The organism is Streptomyces sp. NBC_00683 (genome assembly GCF_036226745.1).
In the GTDB taxonomy this organism is placed as follows: domain Bacteria; phylum Actinomycetota; class Actinomycetes; order Streptomycetales; family Streptomycetaceae; genus Streptomyces.
In genome coordinates this window covers 7416722-7441379 of sequence record NZ_CP109013.1, presented here as the reverse complement: position 1 = coordinate 7441379, position 24658 = coordinate 7416722, and the positions used below count along the sequence as shown (strand labels likewise).

Annotated in this window: 1 protein-coding gene (only partly in view); it reads right to left on the bottom strand. The window is 74.2% G+C overall.

The window, feature by feature from the left end:
* Nucleotides 1-24658: the 5' portion of a type I polyketide synthase gene (locus OG257_RS32635; protein WP_329213248.1), read on the bottom strand. Its footprint begins 8219 nt before the window's first position; 24658 of the gene's 32877 nt are visible here — the first part of the coding sequence; its start codon is at nucleotides 24656-24658; the stop codon falls past the left edge of the window.

Below are 24658 nucleotides of genomic sequence, written 5' to 3'. Positions count from 1 at the left end.
GCAGCGCCTGGACCGCCGAGTGCAGGGCCACCAGGGACGACGAACACGCCGTGTCGACCGTGATCGCCGGTCCTTCGAGACCGAAGGCGTACGCGACGCGGCCGGACAGGACACTGCCCGCGTTGCCGGTGCCGAGGAAGGCCTCGACGCCTTCCGGGACGTGGCCCATGCTCGCGGCGTAGTCGTGGTACATCACGCCCGCGTAGACGCCGGTGCTGCTGCCACGCAGAGACGTCGGATCGATGCCCGCCGACTCGAACGTCGCCCAGGCGGTCTCCAGCAGCAACCGCTGCTGCGGGTCCATGGCCAGGGCCTCGCGCGGCGAGATGCCGAACAGTTCGGCGTCGAACCGGTCCGCGTCGTGGACGAACCCGCCGACGGGTGCGAACGGCGCGCCGCGCAGGGCTTCGGCCCAGCCCCGGTCCGCCGGGAACTGGGACATCGCGTCGCCCGCGCCGGCCACCAGTTCCCACAGGTCGTCCGCGGAGGCGACTCCGCCTGGGAGGCGGCAGGCCATGCCCACGATCGCGATCGGCTCGTCGGAGGTGCTGACGGCGGTCGGGGACGCGGCGGCCGACCGGGTTCCGGCGACCTGGCCGCGCAGGTGCTCGGCGAGGACGAGTGCGCTGGGGTGGTCGAACACGAGCGTGGCCGGCAGCCGCAGGCCGGTCGCCGCCTGGAGGCGGTTGCGCAGGCGTACGGCGAGGAGCGAGTCGAAGCCGAGGTCCTTGAAGGGGCGACCGGGCTCGACGTCCTGCGGCCCTGCGTGCCCGAGGACCGCGGCAATCTCGGTACGGACGAGGTCGAGGACAGCTCGGGTCCGTTCGGCTTCGGGAAGTTCGGCCACTCGCCGCGTCCACGTGCCGGCTTCGGCCACGTCGGCGGCGCGGCGCAGTCGGCGGCGGGCCAGGGCCCGGAGCATCGGCGGTGTGTCGCCGTCGACGCTTGCCGCGGTGTTGAGCCGGACGGGAAGGACGTGCGGGCGGGTGGAGGCGCGGGCGACATCGAACAGCGCCATACCGTCCGCGGCGGACAGCGAGCCGGTCAGCTCGGCGGCGCGCGCCGCATCGGCGTCCGCCAGGTGGCCGGTCAGGCCGGTCGCCTGCTGCCACAGACCCCACCCGAGCGAGATGCCCGGCCGGCCCTCGGCGCGGCGCAGGTGGGCCAGGGCGTCCAGGAACGCGTTCGCCGCGGCGTAGCCGGCCTGGCCCGCCGCTCCGAACGTGGCGGCGGCGGACGAGTAGAGGACGAACAGGCCCAGGTCCGCGTCCGCGGTGAGTTCGTGGAGGTTGACCGCTCCGTCGGCCTTGGCGCGCAGAGCGGTCTCGACGCGCTGCGGGGTCAGCGACTCGATCATGCCGTCGTCGAGCGTCCCGGCCGCGTGGATCACCCCGGTCAGCGGGGCGTCGTGCGGGACGGCGGCCAATACGTCCGCCAGGGCGGCTCGGTCCGCGATGTCACAGGCCACGATGTCCACCGCGACGCCGGCGTCACGCAGCGCCTCCGCCAGGCCGGCCGCGCCGGGGGCCTCGGGGCCCTGCCGGCTGAGCAGCAGGAGCCGCTGTACGCCGGGGTCGTCCGCGAGCCGCCGTGCCACGAGACCGCCGAGGACGCCGGTCCCGCCGGTGATCAGAACTGTTCCCCGCAGGCTTCCGGGCTCCGGCACGGCCCGGCGTTCGGCCGGTGCCGTCCGGACGACGCGCGGGACGAGGAGCTCGCCGCCGCGCACGGCCAGTTGTACCTCGCCGTCCGCCACGGCCTGCCTGATCAGCGCCCAGGGCAACGGCGCGGCCGGGTCCTCGACGTCGAGCAGGACGAAGCGGCCGGGGTGCTCGGTCTGCGCGGTACGGGCCAGACCCCATGCCGCCGCGGCGGCAGGGTCGGTCGACGCGCCGTCGGTGCCGGTCGCCATGGCGGAGCGGGTCAGCAGGACCAGCGGGGCGGCCTGCTCGCTTTCGCCGCGCAGCCGCTGCTGGATGACCTCCAGGGCCCGGACGGTCAGGGCCCGTGCCCGGTCGGCTGCCCCGTCGTGTGCCTGCCCGGACGCGGTCGAGGTGAGGTCTGCGGAGGTGAGGTCTTCGACCTGCCACGACACGTCGGCGGGCGTGGGGCCGTCGTGGACCGTGGTGTCGTGAGCAGCGGGCAGGGGCTGCCATTCGACGGCGAAGAGCGAGTCGCCGACGGCGGGCCCGGCGTCCCCGGCGCTCCACGGACGGACGTTCAGCGAGCGGACCCGCGCCAGGGGCGCACCGGTGCCGTCGGTGATCTGGAGCGACACGGTGTCAGGACCTGCCGGGGACAGCCTGGCTCGCAGGACCGTCGCACCGGTGGCCTGGAGCGAGACCCCGGACCATGCGAACGGCACCGGGGTCGCGCTCGGATCCTCGAGGAGCCCGGCGACGCCGAGCACGTGGAGCGCGGCGTCCAACAGGGCGGGGTGCAGACCGAAGCGGGCGGCGTCCTCACCCGCGGACGCGGGAAGCCGTACCTCGGCGAAGGCGTCGTCTCCGGCGCGCCACGCGCGGCTCAGGCCCTGGAACGCCGGTCCGTAGCCGTAGCCCGAATCTGCCAGCGCCGGGTAGAACCCGTCGAGGTCGACCGGCGTCGCGCCCGGGGGCGGCCAGGCGGAGAGATCGAACGCCTCGGCGGCCGGGACGTCGGAGGCCGAGTCGCCGGCGAGCACGCCGTCGGCGTGCAGGACCCAGTCTGCGGCGGCGGAGTCGACCTGGGCGTGGACGGAGACGTCGCGATTGCCGCCCGGCCCGGGCGCTCCGACCCGCACCTGGATGCGCGCACCGCCGGTCGCCGGCAGCAGCAAGGGCTCGTGGAGCGTCAGTTCCAGGACCTCGGCGCAGCCGGCCTCGTGGCCGGCCCGCAACGCGAGCTCCACGAAAGCGGTTCCGGGGACCACTACGCGACCGTGGAGCGTGTGGTCCGCCAGCCATGGCTGCGCCGACACCGACAGCCGGCCGGTGAGCACCACGTCGTCGGCGGCGGCCAGGGCGACCGACGCGGACAGCAGCGGATGGTCCGCCCCGACCAGGCCCGCCGCAGCGACGTCCCCGGCGCCGGCTCGGGGGCTGAGCCAGTACCGCTGGTGCTGGAACGCGTAGGTGGGGAGCGGGACTTGGTGCCCCGTGAGCACCGTAGCCCAGTCGACGTCGACGCCGGCTGTCCATGCCTCGCCCAGGGAAGCCAGGACACGGCTCATCCCGCCCTCACCACGCCGCAAGGTGCCCAGGACCACGGCCTCGACACCAGCCGAGTCAACAGTCTCCTCAACGCCCACCGTCAACACCGGGTGCGCGCTGACCTCGATGAACGTGCGCATGCCCTGTTCGAGGAGGGAGCGGACAGCGGTCTCGAACTCCACCGTGGAACGAAGGTTGTCGAACCAGTACTGGGCGTCGAGATCACCGTTGACAGCGTCACCGGTCAGCGTGGAGAGCATCGGAACCGTACCGGCAGCCGGGGACAACCCGGCCAGATCCGCAAGGATCCGCTCCCGCAGCTGGTCCATCCGCTGCGAGTGGGAGGCGTAGTCCACCGGGATCCGGCGTGTGCGGATTCCCCGCTGTTCGCACTCGGCCATGAACGCGTCGAGGGCTTCGTCATCGCCGGAGACCACGGTGGAGGACGGGCCGTTCACCGCCGCCACCGACACCCGGTCCGACGTCAGCTCCTCGACCGTCTCCCGCCCAGCGGCGACGGACATCATGCCTCCGCCGCCGGCCACAGCAACCAGTGCCTTCGACCGCAACGCCACAACCCGGGCAGCGTCGTCCAGCGAGAGCCAGCCCGCCACACACGCGGCGGCGATCTCACCCTGCGAATGACCGACGACCGCGGACGGCATCACGCCCGCAGACCGCCACACCTCCGCCAGAGCGACCATGACCGCCCACAGCACCGGCTGGATCACGTCCACCCGGTCCACATCACCGTCCTGCAGGACGACGTCGGTCAGAGACCAGTCCACAAACGGGGCCAGTGCCGTCTCGCACTCGGTCAGCCGCTCCCGGAACACCGCCGACGTGTCCCACAACTCCCGTGCCATGCCAACCCACTGCGACCCCTGGCCCGGGAACACGAACACCACACCACCAGAACCCGCAGCAGACCCGACGGCCGTGGGCAGGGCAGCCAACAGCTCGTCCCGGTCCTCCCCCACGACCACCGCACGATGCTCCAGCGCCGCCCGCGTCGTCGCCAGCGACCAGCCGACGTCCACCGGTTCCAACTCCGGCCGCTCCGCGACATACGCCCCGAGCCGATCCACCTGCGCCCGCAAAGCTGTCTCGGACTTCGCCGACACCACCCACGCCGACACACCCGTCACAGAGGCAGCCGGAGCCTGGGCCGGAGCTCCGGCCGACGCCTGCTCCAGAATCACGTGCGCGTTCGTGCCGGACATCCCGAACGACGACACCGCCGCACGCCGCGGACGATCCACCTCGGGCCACGGACGGGACTCCGTAAGAAGCTCCACCGCACCCGCCGACCAGTCCACCTCCGGCGACGGCTCATCCACATGCAACGTCGCCGGCAACACACCATGCCGCAGCGCCATCACCATCTTGATCACACCCGCGACACCAGCAGCCGCCTGCGTATGACCGATGTTCGACTTCACCGACCCCAGCCACAACGGCTCATCGGACTCGCCCCGCTCCCGGCCATACGTCGCCAGCAACGCCTGAGCCTCGATCGGATCACCCAGCCGCGTCCCCGTCCCGTGCGCCTCCACAACATCGACATCCGCACCCGTCAACCGCGCATTCACCAACGCCTGCCGGATCACCCGCTGCTGCGACGGACCATTCGGCGCCGTCAGACCATTGCTCGCACCGTCCTGGTTGATCGCGCTGCCGCGCACCACCGCGAGCACCTGATGCCCGTTGCGCTCGGCATCCGACAGCCGCTCCAGGACCAGTACACCGACGCCCTCGGCCCAGCCGGTTCCGTCGGCCGCCGCGGCGAACGCCTTACAGCGCCCGTCGTCGGCCACGCCGCCCAGTACCTGGAACTCGGTGAAGATGTCCGGGGTGGTCATGACCGTGACCCCGCCCGCGACGGCCAGTTCGCACTCCCCGGCACGCAGCGCCTGCGCCGCCAGATGCAGGGCCACCAGCGACGACGAACACGCCGTGTCCACCGTCACCGCAGGGCCTTCGAGCCCGAACGTGTAGGAGACGCGGCCGGAGATGACGCTGGTGGCGGAGCCGGAGACGACGTGTCCCCTGACCTCGGGCGGGAGGTCGGCGCTGACGCCGTAGTGGCTGGAGCCGGCGCCGAGGAACACTCCGGCCGGTCGGCCCCACAGGGTCGACGAGTCGATCCCGGCGTCCTCGAAGGCCTCCCAGACCGCTTCCAGGGCCAGGCGCTGCTGTGGGTCCATCGCCAGGGCCTCGTGCGGGCTGATCCCGAACAGGCCGGCGTCGAACCGGGTCGCGGTGCCGAGGAAGCCGCCGCGCAGGGCGAAGCGGGCGTCGGCGAGGCCTGTCTCCCAGCCGCGGTCGGCGGGGAACGAGGTCATCGCGTCGGTACCGCCGACGAGGAGCTGCCAGAAACGGTCGGCGCTGTCCGCGTCGCCGGGGTACCGGCAGCTCATGCCGACGATGGCGATGGGGTCGTCGGTGGGCGCCGGCTGCGCCGGTGCCTTCGGCGGCGCGGCGGCCATGCTGCCGACGAGCTCTCCCAGCAGGTACTCGGCGAGCGGGGCGGGGGCCGGGTGGTCGAAGACGAGGGTGGCCGGCAGTCGCAGGCCGGTCTCGGCGGCGAGGCGGTTGCGGAGTTCGACGGAGGTGAGCGAGTCGAAGCCAAGGTCCTTGAAGGCGCGGCGTGGTTCGACCGCTTCGGCGGAGGCGTGGCCGAGGACCAGGGCGACCTGGGTCCGGATGACGTCGACGACCAGCGCGATCCGCTCGTCGCGCGGGAGCCCGGCAAGGCGGTGGGCGAGGGACGAGGCGTCGGTGGCGCGGTCGCTGACCGCCCGTCGCGGTGCGGGGCCCGCCAGTGCGGCCAGGATCGGCGGAACGGGCGCGGCGGCGGAGTTCAGGGCCGCGACATCCAGGTTGGCCGGGACGATGTGCGAGCGGTGCGTGGTGCCGGCCTCGTCGAACAGGGCCAGGCCCCGTTCGGCCTGCAGAGGCGCGCCCAGGCGGGTGGCCCGCGCCAGGTCGACGTCGGTCATCCGGCCGGTGACGCCGCTGTCCTCGGCCCACAGGCCCCAGGCCAGTGACACCGCGGGCAGCCCGTGGGTGCGCCGGTGCCGGGCCAGGGCGTCCAGGAAGCTGTTGGCCGTGGCGTAGCCGCCCTGGCCGGCCGGTCCGAGTTGCGCGGCCACGGAGGAGTAGAGGACGAAGGCGGTCAGGTCGTGTCCGGCTGTCAGCTCGTGCAGGTTGACGGCCGCGTCGACCTTGGGCCGCAGGACGTCGTGCAGCCGCCCGCTGTCGAGTGTCTCGAGGACTCCGTCCTCGGCGACTCCGGCGGCGTGGACCACGGCGGTGAGCGGGTGGGCTGCCGGGATGCCGGCGAGCGCCGCGCCGAGGGCCGTGCGGTCGGCGGCATCGACGGCCAGGACGGTGGCGTGGGCGCCGAGCCGCTCGATGTCTGCGACGAGCTCGGTCGCGCCCGGCGTGGCGGGGCCGCGGCGGCTGAGCAGGAGCAGGTGCCGGATTCCGTGTTCGGTGACGAGGTGGCGGGCCAGAAGCGCGCCGAGGGTACCGGTGCCGCCGGTGATCAGTACGGTGCCGTCGGGGTCCGGGGCCGCGGGGACGGTGACGACGTTCTTGCCGATGTGGCGGGCCTGGCTGATGTGCCGGAACGCGGCGGCGCTGTCACGGATGTCCCAGACCGTCGCCGGGGGCAGTCGGAGTGCTCCGTGCTCGAAGAGGGCGAGGATCTCGGTCAGGATCTCGCCGAGCCGGTGCGGGCCGGCCTCGGAGGGGTCGAAGGAGCGGTAGCGGACGCCGGGGTGGTCGGCCGCGACCTGGCCGGGGTCCCGCAGGTCGGCCTTGCCCATCTCGGCGAGCCGGCCTCCGGAGGTGAGCAGGCGCAGGGAGGCGTCGAGGATGTCGCCGGTGAGCGAGTTGAGGACGATGTCGACGCCGCGCCCGCCGGTGGCGGTCCGGAACCGGGCTTCGAAGTCGGTCGTACGGGAGGACGCGATGTGTTCGTCGTCGAGGCCGGCCTGGCGCAGGGCGTCCCATTTGGCGGGGCTCGCCGTGCCGAAGACCTCGAGTCGGAGGTGGCGGGCGAGCTGGACGGCGGCGGTGCCGACGCCGCCGGTCGCGGCGTGGATCAGGACCGATTCGCCGGGCAGGGCGCCCGCGACGTCGACGAGTCCGTAGAACGCGGTGACGAAGGCGACGGGCACGGTGGCGGCCTGGCTGAACGACCAGTCCTGCGGGATGCGGGCGAGCTGGGCCCGCGGGGCGGTGGCGAGGCTGCCGAGACCTGCGGGAACGAGGCCGAAGACGCGGTCTCCGGGGGCCAGGTCGGTGACGGCGGTGCCGACCTCGACGACGATGCCGGCCGCTTCGGAGCCCATCGGGGCCGGTTCCGGGTACATGCCCAGGCCGATGAGGACGTCGCGGAAGTTGACGCCGGCCGCGCGGACGGCCACGCGGACCTGGTCGGGCTCCAGCGGTGGGGCGTCGACGGGGACCAGGGCCAGGTTCTCCAGGGTGCCGGGTCCGGAGGTGTCGAGGCGCCAGGCGGGTGCGCCGTCGGGGAGCGGCAGGCCGTCCGGGGCGGGCACGCGGACGAGGCGGGGTGCGCGGAGTTCGCCGCCGCGCAGCGCGAGCTGGTGCTCGCCCCGGTCGGCGGCGTCGCGGACGGCGGTCCAGTCGACGCCGTCGGCGACGGATCCTTCGGAGTCGGCGGGTACTTCGGTGCCGGAGAGGTCGAGAAGGACGAAGCGGTCCGGGTTCTCGGACTGCGCGGTGCGCATCAGTCCCCATACGGCGGCGGCGGCCAGGTCCGGTCCGGCCTCGCCCGGTCCGGCCTCCACGGCGCCCCGGGTGACGAGGACGAGCCGTGACGACGCAGGCCGTCCGTCGGCCAGCCAGCGCTGGATGAGCCCGAGGACGGCGGCGGCGGTCTCGTGGACGTTCTCGGCGAGGTCGCCGCCGCCCGGGCCGACGGGGCACACGACGAGGTCGGCCACGGCCTCGTCGAGGTCCTCGGTGGCCGGGCCGTCGGGCAGGACGCTCACGCCGACCGGCTCGCCGGAGTCGGAGCCGGTGCCGGCCGGCACCGTGGTCCATTCCACGGCGAACAGCGACGAGTTGGCCGTGGCGGCCACCGCCAGCTGCTGGGGGCGCACCGGGCGCAGGGTCAGTGACCGCACCTCGGCGACGGGGCGGCCGGTGGTGTCGGCCGCCTGGATCGACAGGGTGTCAGGGCCGGCGCCGGCCAGTCGCACCCGCAGTGCCGTCGCGCCGGTGGCCAGGAGCGTCACGCCGGACCACAGGAAGGGCAGCGGGGTGGCGCCGGTGTCGTCGAGGAAGCCGCCGATGGTCGTGGCGTGCATGGCCGCGTCGAGGAGAGCGGGGTGCAGGTCGAATGCGTCGGCGTCGGGTGCGGCTGCCGTTGGCAGGACGATCTCGGCGTAGACGGCGTCGGCGGCCCGCCAGGCGCGGCGCAGGCCGCGGAAGACCGGTCCGTAGTGGTATCCGGCACCGGCCAGCGTGGCGTCGTAGTAGCCGTCGAGGTCGACCGGTTCGGCGCCGGGCGGCGGCCAGGCCGACAGGTCGAAGCGGGTGGCTTCGGCCTCGGGGGCGAGCAGGCCTGAGGCGTGGCGGATCCAGGTGCCGTCGCCGTCCTCGGGCTGGGAGTGGATCGACACCTCACGGTCGGCGGTCCCGGCCTGGGGGCTCACCCGGACCTGGACGCGGACCCTGCCGGTGGGGGGGACGACGAGAGGGGCCTGCAGGGTCAGTTCGCGGATCGCCCCGCAGCCTGCCTCCCGCGCGGCGCGCAGAGCCAGCTCGACGAATCCCGTGCCGGGCAGGATCGCGGCGCCGAGGACCTGGTGGTCGCCGAGCCAGGGCTGGGCGGACAGGGACAGGGTCCCGGTGAGGACCAGGCCGCCGTCCTCGGCGAGCGGAACCGCGGCGGTGAGGACGGCGTGGCCGGTGCTCAGCCCGCCGGCCGCGCCCGCGGAGGCCGGCCGCAGCCAGTACCGCTCCCGTTGGAAAGCGTAGGCGGGGAGGTCGACGCGTGTGCCGCCCCGGCCGGCGAGGACCGCGGCCCAGTCGACGTCGGCGCCGCGGGTCCAGCCGGCGGCAACCGTCCGCAGCAGTGTGGCGGTCTCGGGCCGGTCGTCGCGCAGCGCGGGGGTGATCGTCATGGTGCCGGCGTCGTCGCGTTCGGCGAGGGTGTGCTGGGCCATCGCGCTCAGTACGGTGCTCGGGCCGATCTCGAGGAACCGGGTGGTTCCGTGGTCGGCCAGCCAGGTCACACCGTCGGCGAACCGGACGGCGTGCCGCACATGCCGCACCCAGTAGGCCGGCGAGCAGTATTCCTCGACGGGCAGCGGGGCGCCGGTCAGGTTCGACACGATCGGGATGACGGGCGGCCGGAACGTCACGGCGGAGGCGACCGCGGCGAACCGTTCGAGCATCGGGTTCATCCGCTGGGAGTGGAAGGCGTGCGAGACGCGCAGCCGGGTCGCCTTGCGGCCGGAGAGGGTCCAGCGGGCGGCCAGTTCGGCGATGGCGTCCTCGTCCCCCGACATCACCAGGGCGGACGGGCCGTTGAGGGCCGCGATGTTGACGCGCCCTTCGAAGGCGGCGAGGGCCTCGGCCGCCTCGGCCTCGGAGGCGGTGACGGCGAGCATCGCGCCGCCGGGCGGCAGATCGGCCATCAGCAGGGCACGGGCGGTGACGAGTTTGCAGGCGTCGTCGAGCGACAGGACGTCGGCGACGTGCGCGGCCGCGAGTTCGCCGACGGAGTGGCCGAGGAGGTGGTCGGGGCGGACGCCCCAGGACTCCAGGAGCCGGAAGAGCGCGACCTCGAGGGCGAACAGGGCGGTCTGGGTGTAGGCGGTCCGGTCGAGCAGGGCCGCCGCGTCGGTGCCGGGTTCGGCGAACATCACCTCGCGCAGCGGGTGGCCGAGGTGCGGGTCGACGCGGGCGCAGACGGCGTCGAGCGCGTCGGCGAACACGGGGAACGCCCGGTACAGGTCGCGGCCCGTGCCGGGGCGCTGCGAGCCCTGGCCGGAGAACAGCATCGCCTGCCGCCCGTGCCCTGTGGCGCCGGTGACGACGGCGGGGTGGGGGCGGTCCGCGGCGATCGCGTCGAGGCCCGCGAGCAGGGTGTCACGGTCGTCGGCGAGTACGGCGGCCCGGTGTTCCAGGCCGGTACGGGTGACGGCCAGCGAGTGGGCGATGTCGTGGATGCCGTGGGGGCCGCCGTCGGCGGCGGCGAAGTCGCGGAGCCGGGCCGCCTGGTCGCGCAGCGCGGCGGGGCCGGCCGCCGATACCAGCCACGGCGCCACCGGTCCGTGGGAAGGCGCCTCGGCGGGCACGGGGACGGCAGGGTCGGGGACGACGGCGGACGGAGGGGCCTGTTCCAGGATGACGTGGGCGTTGGTGCCACTGACGCCGAAGGACGACACGCCGGCCCGGCGCAACCGGCCCGCTTCTGGCCAGGCCCGGTTCTCGGTCAGTGGCACGACGGCGCCGGTGGACCAGTCGACGTGGCCGGTCGGTTCCTGCAGGTGGAGGGTGCGGGGCAGCACGCCGTGCCGCATGGCCAGCACCATCTTGATCACACCGGCGACGCCTGCGGCTGCCTGGGTATGGCCGATGTTCGACTTGAGCGAGCCGAGCCACAGCGGTTCGGCGTCGCCACGGCCCTGGCCGTAGGTGGCCAGCAGGGCCTGTGCCTCGATCGGGTCGCCGAGAGCGGTTCCCGTGCCGTGCGCCTCGACGGCGTCCACGTCGGCCGGGGCGAGCCGCGCGTTCGCCAGGGCCTGCTGGACGACCCGCTGCTGCGCGGGCCCGTTGGGCGCGGTGAGGCCGTTCGAGGCCCCGTCCTGGTTGACGGCGCTCCCGCGCAGCGTGGCCCAGATCCGGTGCCCTTGACGCTGTGCGTCCGAGAGGCGTTCCAGTACCAGGACACCGGCGCCTTCGGACCAGCTGGTGCCGTCCGCGGCCGCAGAGAACGGCTTGCAGCGGCCGTCGGCGGCCAGCCCGCGCTGGCGGCTGAACTCGACGAACGCCTCAGGGGTGGCCATCACGGTGACGCCGCCGGCCAGGGCGACGGCGCACTCGCCGTTGCGCAGCGCCTGGGCGGCCAGGTGCAGGGCGACCAGGGAGGACGAGCAGGCGGTGTCGACCGTGATCGCCGGGCCCTCGAGACCGTAGGTGTAGGCGAGGCGGCCGGAGGCGACGCTCGTGGCGGTGCCGGTGAGGAGGTGCCCCTCGACGCTGTCCGGCAGTCTGGCGGCGCGGCCGTAGCCGGAGGCGGTGACGCCCATGAAGACGCCGCCGGGGACACCCCTGATCGCGGCCGGGGCGATGCCCGCGTCCTCGAGCGCCTCCCACGACGCCTCGAGCAGCAGCCGCTGCTGCGGGTCCATGGCCAGCGCCTCGCGCGGGGAGACTCCGAACAGTTCGGCGTCGAAGTCCCCGGCGTCGGGCAGGAATCCGCCGTGGCGGGTGTAGGTCGTGCCCTGGCGGTCCGGGTCGGGATCGAAGAGCGCGTCGGTGTCCCAGCCCCGGTCGGAGGGGAATTCGGTGATGGCGTCGCCGCCGTCGCTCAGCAGCCGCCACAGCGCCGCCGGGTTCGTGGCCCCGCCAGGGAACCGGCAGCTCATGCCGACGATGACGATGGGGTCGTCGTCGGTGGCGGACTCGGCCACGGCCGCCGGGGCGCCGGGGACGGTGAGGCCGCGGGCGAGATGGCCGGCCAGGATCCGCACGCTGGGGTGGTCGAAGACGGCGGTGGCGGGCACCGCCACTCCGGTCGCCGCCCGCAGCCGCTTGCCGAGTTCGACGGCTGTCAGTGAGTCGAAGCCGAGGTCCTTGAACGAGCGGCCCGGGTCGACGCTTTCGGGGCCGGAGTGGCCGAGGACAGCGGCGACCTGCGCGCGGACCACGGTGAGCATCTCCTGCTCGCGTTGGACGCCGGTCAGGGCAGCGACGCGGCCGGCCCGGTCCGGCTCGTCGTACCGGTGGGTCGGCTGAGGCGCGGGCTGCAGGTCCGGCAGGTCCGCGAGCAGCCGGCTGGGTCGCGTCGAGGTGAACGTCGCGACGAACGCCGGCCAGGTGATGTCGGCGACCGCTACATACCCGTCGCCGTGGTCGACGGCCCGGTCGAGCGCGGCCAGCGCCATCCCGGGAGCCATCGCGGTCAGGCCCCGGCGATGCAGGTGTTCGAGGCTGTGGCCGTCGGGAACCTGGGCGCCGTCGTCCCAGGGGCCCCAGGCGACGCAGGTCGCCGGCAGGCCGCGGCAACGGCGGAACTCGGCGAGGGCGTCCAGGTAGGCGTTGGCCGACGCGTAGGCGCCCTGTCCGGCGCCGCCCCACGTTCCGGCGACCGAGGAGAAGAGGACGAAGGCGTCCAGCGGGGTGTCGCCCAAGGCCCGATGCACGGCGGTGGCGCCCAGGACCCTGCCTGCCAGCGCCTGGCCGAACCCTTCAGGGCCGGTCTCGTCGACGGGGCCGCTGGACGGTACGGCGGCGGTGAACACCACTGCGGACAGCGGCTCTTCCGCCGGTATCGCGGCCAACAGGTCCTGGACGGCGTGCGAATCGGTTACGCGGCAGGCAAGGACGGAGACCGGGACGCCGGCGCCCGACAGCTCGGTGGCGAGCTCCGCCGCGGCTTGGTCGTCGGGTCCGTTGTCACTGACGAGCAGCAGCCGTGACGGACTCCGGCCGACGGCCCAGCGCGCGGCGTGAGCGCCCAGCGGACCGTCGGCGCCGGTGACCAGCACGGTGCCGCCCGGCTGCCACCGCTCGGCGGTCCGCTCGCGCAGCGGCGCTCGTCGCAGCCGGCGGGCGTAGGCGCCGGAGGGGCGCAGCGCGACCTGGTCCTCGCCGGTGCCGCCGGCCAGGAGAGCGGCGAGCCGGCCGCCCGTCCGCGCGTCGACGTCGGCGGGCAGGTCTATCAGCCCGCCCCACAGGCGCGGGTGCTCAAGTGCGACGACCCGGCCGAGGCCCCACAGCTGTGCCTGGACCGGGGCGTCCAGCCGGTCGGAGCGGCCGGTGGAGACCGCCGCACAGGTGGCGGTCCACACCGGCGCGCCGAAGCCGGCGACGCCGAGGGCCTGCACCAGGGTCAGGGTCGCCGCGACGCCGGCCGGCAGCGCGGCGGTGGGAAGGCCTTCGTCGGCGAGTGCGGCAAGGTTGAGCACGCCGGCCGGGTTCGGGTCGGAGGCTTCGCGGATCTTGGCGGCGAGGGCGGCGGGATCGGTGTCCTGGGCGCCCACCGTGAACTCGACGACGTCGGCGCCGGCGCGGCGGAGCGCGGTCACCACGGGGCCTGCCATGTCACCCTGAGCCGGGGTGACCTCGGGGAGGACGACCAGCCAGGTGCCGGAAAGGGTGGCGGTCGTCGGCAGGTCGGTGAGCGGTTTCCAGGCGATCCGGTAGCGCCAGGTGTCGATGACGGAGCGCTGCCGTCGCTCCCGCCGCCACGACGCCAGCGCCGGAACCACCGACCCCAACAGTTGCGGGGCCTCCGACAACTGGAGCGTGCCCGCGAGCTCGTCGAGATCACCGCGCTCCACAGCGTCCCAGAACCGGGACTCGACCGCGTCCACCACCCCTGCGGCGCCCTGGACCGACGGCGACGGCACGTCCAGCCAGTACCGATCGTGCTGGAACGCGTAGGTGGGGAGCGGGACTTGGTGCCCTGTGAGCACCGTAGCCCAGTCGACGTCGACGCCGGCCGTCCACGCTTCGCCGAGGGAAGCCAGGACACGGCGCATCCCGCCCTCACCACGCCTCAGCGTCCCCAGTACCACGGCCTCGACACCGACCGCGTCGACCGTCTCCTCGACACCTACCGCCAGTACGGGGTGCGCGCTGACCTCGATGAACGTACGCATGCCCTGTGCGAGGAGAGACCGGACAGCGGTCTCGAACTCCACCGTCGACCGCAGGTTGTCGAACCAGTACCCGGCATCGAGACCGCCCTCGACGACGTCACCGGTCAGCGTGGACAGCATCGGAACCGTACCCACAGCCGGCGTCAGCCCGGCCAGATCCGCAAGGATTTGTTCCCGCAGCTGGTCCATCCGCTGCGAGTGGGAGGCGTAGTCCACCGGGATCCGGCGTGTGCGGATCCCACGCCCCTCGCACTCCGCCATGAACGCGTCGAGAGCTTCAGCATCGCCGGAGACGACAGTGGACGACGGACCGTTCACCGCCGCCACCGACACCCGGCCCGCCCAGCCCGACACCAGGTCCTCGACCGCGTCCCGCCCGGCCGCCACGGACACCATGCCTCCGCCGCCGGCCACAGCGACAAGCGCCTTCGACCGCAACGCCACCACGCGCGCGGCGTCGTCCAGCGACAGCCAGCCCGCCACACACGCGGCGGCGATCTCACCCTGGGAGTGACCCACCACCGCGGACGGCATCACACCGGCCGACCGCCACACCTCCGCCAGAGCGACCATCACCGCCCACAGCACCGGCTGGATCACGTCCACCCGGTCCACATCACCGTCATGCAGGACGACGTCGGTCAGAGACCAGTCCACGTACCGGGAGAGCGCGGTCTCGCACTCGGTCAGCCGCTCCCGGAACACAGGGGAGGTGTCCCACAACTCCCTTGCCATGCCCACCCACTGAGAGCCCTGGCCCGGGAAGACGAACACCACACCACCAGAACCAACGGTGCCCGAAGTGGCCATGGGCAGGGCAGCCAGCAGCTCGTCCCGGCTCTCACCGACGACCACCGCGCGGCGCTCCAGCGCCGCCCGCGTCGTCGCCAGCGACCACCCCACATCCACCGGATCCAGCCCCGGATCATCCGCGACATACGCCCCGAGCCGCTCCACCTGCGCCCGCAAAGCCGCCTCGGACTTCGCCGACACCACCCACGCCGACACACCCGTCACAGAGGCAGCCGGAACCGGAGCCGGGACCGGAGCCTGCTCCAGAATCACGTGCGCGTTGGTCCCGCTGATCCCGAACGACGAAACGCCCGACCGGCGCGGACGATCCACCTCAGGCCACGGACGGGCCTCCGCCAGCAGCTCCACCGCACCCGCCGACCAGTCCACCTCCGGCGACGGCTCGTCCACGTGCAGCGTTGCGGGCAGGACGCCGTGGCTCATCGCCATGACCATCTTGATCAGCCCGGCCACGCCCGCGGCGGCCTGGGCGTGGCCGATGTTCGACTTCACCGAACCCAGCCACAACGGACCGACCTCGTCGCGGTCCTGGCCGTAGGTGGCCAGCAGTGCCTGCGCCTCGATCGGATCCCCGAGACGGGTTCCGGTGCCGTGCGCCTCCACCACGTCGATGTCGGCGCCGGTGAGCCGGGCGTTCGCCAGCGCCTGACGGATCACCCGCTGCTGCGACGGACCGTTCGGTGCCGTCAGACCGTTCGACGCACCGTCCTGGTTCACCGCACTGCCACGTACCACCGCCAGCACCTGATGCCCGTTGCGCACGGCGTCCGACAGCCGCTCCAGCAACACCAGGCCGACGCCCTCGCCGAGGCCGAAGCCGTCGGCTTCCGCGCCGAATGCCCGGCACCGGCCGTCCTGGGACAGGGCGCGCTGGCGGCTGAACTCCACGAACAGTCCGGGGCCCGCCATCACCGTCACGCCGCCGGCGAGAGCGAGGTCGCAGTCGCCGTTGTTCAGGGCCTGGACCGCCAGGTGCGTCGCCACCAGTGACGACGAACACGCGGTGTCGACCGTGATCGCGGGGCCTTCCAGACCGAGGGCGTAGGCGACTCGTCCGGACGCGACGCTGCCCAGGCCGCCGCTCAGCCGGTAGCCCTCGGATCCTTCCAAGGGCTGGTCGAGCGGCGGGCCGTACTCCTGGGTGGCCGCGCCGGCGAAGACTCCGGTCCGGCTGCCGCGCAGCGTCGTCGGGTCGATACCGGCGCGTTCGAGAGCCTCCCACGCGGTTTCCAGCAGTACCCGCTGCTGGGGGTCCATGGCCAGGGCCTCGCGCGGCGAGATACCGAAGAACGCCGGGTCGAACTGGTCGGCGTCGAGGAGGAATCCGCCTTCGCCGGTGTAGGAGCGGCCGGGCTCGTCAGGGTCGGGGTCGTAGAGGGCGTCCAGGTCCCAGCCGCGGTTGTCGGGCAGGGCCGAGATGACGTCGCCCCGGCTGGTGACGAGCCGCCAGAGGTCTTCGGGAGAGGCGACGCCGCCGGGGTACCGGCAGGCCATGGCGACGACGGCGACGGGTTCGCCGACGTGGGTCGTCGTGGGCGTGGCCGCGTCGGCGGACTCCGTCGGCCGCTGCAGCAGACGCGCGACGAGCTGCTCGGCAAGGGCGTTCGGCGTGGGGTGGTCGAAGGCGATCGTGCTCGGCAGCCGCAGACCGGTGGCGGCGTTGATCCGGTTGCGGAACTCCACCGCGATGAGCGAGTCGAAGCCGAGGCTCTTGAAGGCCTGCGCGGCATCCACGTCACCGGTGGCGGTCCGGCCCAGTACGGCGGCGGCGTGACCGCGGACGAGGTCGAGCACGGTGCGGTGCCGCTCCGCTTCCGGAAGCGCCGCCAGGTCCAGGCCGAGGCCGGTAAGGGCCTCGGGGGCTGCGGCGGCACGCCGCCGTGGCTCGCCGACCAGACCGCGCAACGGTGCGGCGACGGCGTCCGGGTCGGTCCGGGCGGCGGCCCGCAGTTCCGGCAGGTTCAGCCGGGCGGGCGCGAGCAGCGGTTCGCCGCCGGGCAGCGCCGCGTCGAAGAGGGCGAGAGCCTGTTCGGGGCGCATGGGGGCGAGTCCGGTGCGCGTCAGCCTGGCCCGGTCGGCGTCGCCGAGCCGGCCGCCCATGCCGGTGTCCCACAGCCCTGACAGCAGCGACACCGCGGGCAGGCCTCGGGCGTGGCGGTGCTGGGCGAGGGCGTCGAGGAAGGCGTTGGCCGCGCCGTAGCTGCCCTGTCCGGCGGTTCCGATGGTGCTGGCCAGCGAGGAGACGAGGACGAACGCCGCGAGATCGAGGTCCGCGGTGAGTTCGTGCAGATGCCAGGCCGCGTCGGCCTTGGGCCGCAGCACCGTGGTGAGCTGGTCGGGGGTGAGCGTGTGGATCGCGGCGTCGTCGACGACGCCGGCGGCGTGGACGACCACGCGCAGCGGGTGTTCGGCGGGGATGCCGTCGAGGAGCGTGCGGAGCGCCTGCGGGTCGGCGGCGTCGCAGGCGGTGACGGTGACGTCGGCGCCGAGTCCGGTGAGTTCGGCGGTGAGTTCGGTGGCTCCGTCGGCGTCCGCGCCGCTGCGGCTGGCGAGCACGAGGCGGCGGGCGCCGTGCGTGGTGACCAGGTGCCGGGCGATGAGCCGGCCGAGGGCGCCGGTGCCGCCGGTGATCAGGACCGTGCCGTCGGCGTCGACGGGGCTTGCCTGGGGCGTGGTGGTGACGCGGGCGAGTCGCTCGGCCAGCACGCGGTTGCCGCGGAGCGCGAGTTGGGGCTCGTTGCGGTGGATCGCCTCGGCCTGCGCCCGGTCGATGGGTGTGCTGTCGTCGAGGTCGACGAGCACGAACCGCCCGGGGTGTTCGGCCTGGGCGGTGCGGATGAGGCCGCGAGCGGTGGCGACGGCCAGGTCGTGGACGTACTCGTCGCCGCCGGTGGCGACGGCGCCGCGGGTGAGCAGGACGAGCCGGGTGCCGGTCAGGCGCTGGTCGGATAGCCAGGTCTGGAGCAGTGTCAGCGTGTCGAGGGCGGCGCGGTGGGCGTCGGCGACCGGGTCGCCGGTTCCTCCGGTGAGGTCTCCTCCGACGAGGTGTGCGGCGACTGCTTCCGGTGCTGTCCCGCCGGCGGTGAGGGCGGCCTGCAGGGTGGCGAGGTCCGGGTAGTGCCTGGCGGGGGCGTCGGAGCCGGTGGCCGGTTCGCCGATGAGCGCCCAGTCGCCGGGCGTGGCGGGGATGTCGTCGTGGAGCGTCACCCACTCCAGGCGCCAGAGCGGGTCGGGGCCGGTCGTCGCGGCCGCGAGCTGCTTCGGGTCGACCGGGCGCAGCGTGAGCGCTTCGATCGTGGCGACCGCGCCGCCGGAGGGGTCGGTCAGTTCGACGGTGACCGCGCCGTCGCGGTCGGGGGCCCCGATGCGGGCCCGCACGGCGCTCGCGCCGGTGGCGTGCAGTTGGACGCCGCTGAAGCTGAAGGCCAGCCGGGTGTCGGCCGGGCCGCCGTCGAGGGGCAGCAGGGCGTGCAGCGCGGCGTCGAGAAGGGCGGGGTGGAGCTCGAATCCGGCGGTGTGCTGCGGGTCGGTGTCGGGGAGGGCGGCCTCGGCGTAGATTTCCTCGCCGTGCCGCCAGCAGGCGCGCAGCCCTTGGAAGGCGGGGCCGTACGCGTAGCCGAGGTCGGCGAGCCGGGGGTAGGCGCCGTCGAGCGGGACGGCCGTCGCGCCGGGGGGCGGCCAGGCGGCCGGGGCCGGACGGGGCGACCGGGCGGGGCCGGCGGCGCGGAGTGCGCCGGTGGCGTGCCAGGTCCACGGGACCCGGTCGGCGCCGGTGGCCGGGCGGGAGTGCATGGTGACGGGCCGTCGGCCGGCGTCGTCGGGCGGCAGCACCACGATCTGCAGCTGCAGCGGCTCGTCCTCGGGCACGATCAGCGGCGTCTGCAGCGTGAGTTCGTCCACGCGGGGGTGGCCGCACCGGCGGCCGGCGTACAGCGCGAGGTCGATGAGGGCGGAGCCGGGCAGCACGGTCCGGCCGAGGAGCGTGTGGTCCGACAGCCACGGCTGGGCCGCCGCCGACAGGCGGCCGGTGAGGAGGAGCGTGCCGTCCTCGGCGACGTCGACCATGGCGCCGAGCAGCGGATGGTCGGCGCTGTCCAGGCCGAGGGCGTCGGCCCCGGCGCGCGGCCGGGCGGGAGCGAGCCAGAAGCGTTCGCGCTGGAAGGGGTAGGTGGGCAGTTGCACCTTGCGGGCAGGTGCGGTGAGCACGGTCGTCCAGTCGGGCCGTACGCCGTGGGTCCAGGCGTCCGCCATGGCGGTCACGAACTGGGCGTGGTCGCCATGGTCGCGGCGGAGGGTTCCGAGTGCGGCGCCGGACCGGCCCATGGCGTCGAGCGTGTCGGCGACGGCCGCGGTCAGCACCGGGTGGGCGCTGGATTCGAGGAACACGTCGTGCCCGGCGGCGCGAAGGGCGCGCACCGCCGGCTCGAAGCGCACGGTCTCGCGCAGGTTGCGGAACCAGTAGTCGGCGTCCAGGTGCGCGGTGTCCAGTGGTTCGCCGGTGACCGTGGAGTAGAACGGGACGTCGCCCGTGCGCGGGGTGAGGGCGCCGAGCGCGTCGAGGAGTTCGTCGTGGAAGGCGTCCACGTGGGGCGAGTGGGACGCGTAGTCGACCGGGAGGCGGCGTGCCCTGATCCCCTCGGCCTCGCAGTCGGTGAGGAGTGCGTCGAGTGCTTCCGCGTCGCCGGAGACGACGGTGGCGGAGGGGCCGTTGAGGGCGGCGACTCCGATCAGGCCGCTTCGGCCGGCCAGCCGGGACCGGACGTCGGCGGCGGGCAGCGGTACGGACACCATGCCGCCGGTGCCGGCGAGGGTTCGTACGTACTGGCTGCGCAGTGCGACGATCCGGGCGGCGTCGGGGAGCGTCAGGCCGCCGGCGACGTAGGCCGCGGCGATCTCGCCCTGGGAGTGGCCGACGACTGCGGCCGGTTCGACGCCGGCCGAGCGCCACAGGGCTGCCAGCGACACCATGACCGCGAAGAGGGCGGGCTGGACCACGTCGTCCCGGTCCAGGGGCGGTGCGCCGTCGGCGCCGCGGAGCACGTCGACGAGGGACCAGTCCGCGTAGGGCTCGAAGGCTGCCGCGCAGGCGTGGATCTCGTCGCGGAAGGCCTCGCTGGTGTCCAGCAGGGAGGCGGCCATGCCGGCCCACTGGGAGCCCTGCCCGGGGAAGACGAACACGGTCCCGTCCGGCCGGCCGGCGGTCCCCTCGACGACGCCGGGCGCGGGAAGCCGGGCCGCCAGCGCGTCGAGTCCGGCGAGGATCCCGTCCCGGTCGCCGGCGACGACGGCGGCCCTCCGGTCGAACGCGGCGCGGCCGGTGGCCAGGGTGTGGCCGAGGGCGGCGAGGTCGAGGTCGTTCCGGTCGCGCAGGAATCCGGCCAGCTGGTTCGCCTGGGCGCGCAGCGCGGCGTCGCCGTGCGCGGAGATCAGCACGGGCACGGCGGGCGGCGGGTTGCCGGGTTCGGGGGCGGGGGGCTCCGCATGGCCTTCGAGGATCAGGTGGGCGTTGGTGCCGCTGATGCCGAAGGAGGAGACGGCGGCTCGCCGCGGCCGGTCGAGTTGCGGCCAGGGCGTCGTCTCCGTCAGCAGCCGCAGCTCGCCTGCGGACCAGTCGACCCTGGGGGTGGCTTCGTCGATGTGCAGGGTGCGGGGCAGAACGCCGTGCCGCATGGCCAGCACCATTTTGATGACGCCGGCGACGCCGGCGGCGGCCTGTGTGTGCCCGATGTTCGACTTCACGGAGCCGAGCAGAAGCGGGTGTCCGGCCGGGCGCTGCCTGCCGTAGGCGGCCAGCAGCGCCTGTGCCTCGATCGGGTCTCCGAGGGCGGTGCCGGTGCCGTGGGCCTCGACGGCGTCCACGTCGGCGCTGGTCAGCCGGGCGTTGGCCAGGGCCTGCCGGACGACGCGTTCCTGGGAGGGTCCGTTCGGCGCGCTGAGGCTGTTGGAGGCCCCGTCCTGGTTGACGGCGCTGCCGCGTACGACCGCGAGGACCTCGTGGCCGAGGCGCCGGGCGTCGGAGAGGCGTTCGAGGACCAGGAGGCCGGCGCCCTCGCCCCAGCCGGTGCCGTCGGCTGCGGCGGCGAACGGCTTGCAGCGGCCGTCCGGGGCCAGGCCCTGCTGGCGGCTGAACTCGGTGAACATGCCCGGGGTCGCCATCAGTGTCACGCCGCCGGCCAGCGCCATGTCGCACTCGTCGGCCCGCAGGGCCTGTGCGGCCAGGTGCAGTGCCACGAGTGAGGACGAGCACGCGGTGTCGACGGTGACGGCCGGGCCCTCCAGGCCGAGCGTGTACGCGATACGGCCGGAGGCGACGCTCGGCGTGCTGCCGGTCAGCAGGTGGCCTTCCAGCTCCGGGGGCGCCTCGTGCATGCGAGGGCCGTAGTCCTGAGCGGTGGCGCCGACGAACACGCCGGTCCGGCTGCCCCGGAGCGAGTCCGGATCGACGCCCAGGCGCTCGACGGCCTCCCACGCGGTTTCCAGGAGCAGCCGCTGCTGGGGGTCCATGGCCAGTGCCTCGCGCGGCGAGATACCGAAGAAGGTGGCGTCGAAGTCGCCTGCGCCGTCGAGGAACGCGCCGGCGGGGCGCAGCGTGCCGTTCGGGTTGCGGGCGGCGTCGCGGTAGATGTCCTCGGCGTTCCAGCCCCGGTCGGTGGGGAAGCCGGTGACGGCGTCGCCGCCGTCGAGCAGGAACTGCCACAGCTGTTCCGGGGTGGCGATCCCGGCGGCGTAGCGGCAGCTCATCGCGACGATCGCGATCGGCTCGGCGGGATCGGCGGCCGCGGCCGGCGTGACGGGAGGCAGGGCGGGGTCGGCGCCTCCCTCCAGCCGGTCCTGGAGGTGTGAGGCGAGCCGGGCCGGCGTCGGGTGGTCGAACAGCAGCGCGTCCGGCAGCGACAGGGTGAGCGCCGTGGCGAGCCGGTCCCGCAGCTCGACGGAACCGAGCGAGTCGAATCCGAGGTCGTGGAAGGTCTGCCGGGCGTCGACGTCGTCGGGGCCGTCATGGCCGAGCACGGCGGCGATGTGTTCCAGGATCAGCCGCAGCACGGCGCGGGTCCCGGCTCCGGGACGCTCCGGCACCGACGTCGGCTCCTGCGCCTTCGGACCGGGGGCCGGCGCGGCTTCGGCGGTCGGCTCCGGCGGGGCGGGCAGTGGGCGGGCGGGGAGGTTGTCGAGCCAGTACCGGCGCCGCTGGAACGCGTAGGTGGGCAGGGCGACCTGGCGAGGGCGGTGAGCGGCGAGCAGCGCCGTCCAGTCCAGGCCCACGCCCGCCGCGTACATGCGTCCGATCGCACCGATCAGGGTCTCGGCCTCGTCCCGGCCCTTGCGCAGTGCCGCTGCCAGCACGGGGCCGTCGGTGCGGCAGGTGCTCGCCATGGCGGCGAGCACGCCGTCGGGGCCGAGTTCGAGGTAGCGGGTGACGCCCAGTGCGGCGGTGGCGGCGACGCCGTCGGCGAAGCGGACGGTGTCACGGACCTGCCGCAGCCAGTACTCGGGCTCCTGCATCAGCCCGGGTTCGGCGATCGCTCCGGTGAGGTTCGACACGACCGGGATGCGCGCCTGACGGAACGTCAGTCCGGCGAGCACTGCGCCGAACTCCGCCAGCATCGGCTCCATCAGGGCCGAGTGGAAGGCGTGCGACACGGGCAGGACGGTGGACTTCCAGCCCCGCGCCGCGCACTCGGCGGCGTAGCGGCCGATCGCCTCGGCGTCGCCGGACAGCACGACCGAGCGCGGGCCGTTCACCGCCGCGACATCGAGGCCGGAGTCCGTGACGTCGGCCTCGGTGGCCTGCACGGCCAGCATGCCGCCGCCGGCCTGCAGTTCCTGCATCAGCCGGCCGCGCTCGGCCACCAGCACGCAGGCGTCGTCGAGCGACAGGATCCCGGAGACGTGTGCCGCGACGATCTCGCCGAGCGAGTGGCCCAGCAGCACGTCCGGGGTGACTCCCCACGACTCCACGAGCCGGTACAGGGCTACCTCGAGGGCGAACAGACCCGCCTGGGCCCACATCGTCCGGTCCAGGTCGACGCCGTCGGTCAGGACCTCGCGCAGGGGACGCCCCAGCCGCGGGTCGAGGCGCTCGCACACCGCGTCGAAGGCTTCCGCGAACACCGGGAACGCCTCGTGGAGCCCCATCCCCATGCCGGGGCGCTGCGCGCCCTGGCCGGTGAACAGCAGGGCCGTCCCGCCGGTTTCGGCGGCGCCGGTCACGACGCCCGGGTCCTGGCGGGCGTGGACGAGGCTGTCGAGCCGCCCGAGCAGTTCCCGCCGGTCCCGGCCGACCACGACCGCCCGGTGGTCGAACGCCGACCGGGTCGTGGCCAGCGAGAACCCGACGTCGGCGGGGTGCAGATCGGCGCGGTCCGCGAGGTGCTCCGACAGCCGCCGCGCCTGGTCGCGCAGGGCTTCGCCGGTCCGCGCGGACAACGGCCAGGCTACGGGAGCGCCCGGGCCGGCGGGCCGTCCGGCGGCACCCGGCCGGGGCTGCTCCCATCCGGTGAGCACCAGGTGGCAGTTGGTGCCGCCCATGCCGAAGGAGCTCACGCCTGCGATACGCGACTGCTCGTCGGCGGGCCAGGGCGACAGCTCGGTCTGGACGGTCAGGCCGAGGTCGTCGAGGGGGATCGCGGGGTTCGCCGTGACGAAGTTGAGGCTGGGCGCGAGCTCGTTGTTGCGCAGGGACAGTGCGACCTTCAGCAGTCCGACGGCACCGGCGGCGCCCTCCAGGTGCCCGACGTTGGTCTTGGCCGATCCCACCCGCAGGCGGCTGCCCGCAGGCCGTCCCCCGCCCAGCACGGTCCCGAGGGCGCGCGCCTCGACGGGATCGCCGGTCGGCGTTCCGGTGCCGTGCAGTTCCACGTACTGGACGTGCTCGGGCCCGACGCCCGCCGCCCGGTACGCGCCGCGCAGGACCTCGGCCTGGGCGTCGGCGTCGGGCACGGTCAGGCCGCTGCCGCCGCCGTCGTTGTTGACGGCACCGCCGCGGATGACGCAGTAGATCTCGTCGCCGTCGGCGACGGCCTGCGACAGGGTCTTCAGAGCGACGACGACCCCGCCCTCGCCGCGCACGTACCCGTTGGCGCGGGCGTCGAAGGTGTGGCAGCGGCCGTCGGGTGACAGTGCGCCGAAGGCCGCAGCGGCCACGGCGCTCTCGGCGGCGATGTTGAGGTGCACGCCGCCGGCGAGCGCGAGCGTCGACTCGCCGCGGCGCAGACTCTCGCAGGCCACGTGCACGGCCACCAGCGAAGAGGCCTGTCCGGCGTCGACGGTCATGCTCGGGCCGCGCAGGCCGACGGCGTAGGAGACCCGGTTCGCGATGATGCCGCGCTGCACACCGGTCAGCGAGTGACGGCCGACGGCGGCGAGGCCGGCGCGGTGGCTCAGGGTGGCGTAGTCGTTGCCCATGACGCCGACGAACACGCCGGTCCGGCCGCCGGTCAGCCGCTGGGGAACGATGCGGGCGTCCTCCAGGGCCTCCCAGCTCAGTTCCAGCATCAGCCGCTGTTGCGGGTCCATCGCCGCGGCCTCGCGCGGCGAGATTCCGAAGAACCGGGGATCGAATTCGTCGACGCGGTCCAGGAAACCGCCGCGGCGCACAGCACGGTCCGCATTCGGGTCGTCGTCGGTGAAGTCCCAGCGATGTTCCGGAATTTCGCCGACCGCGTCCACGCCGTTCCGCAGGAGCTGCCAGAAAGCGTCCGGGGTGGGGGCACCGGGAAGCCGGCAGGCCAGCCCGACCACGGCTACCGCTTCCTGCATTTCGGCAGAGATTTCAGGCAT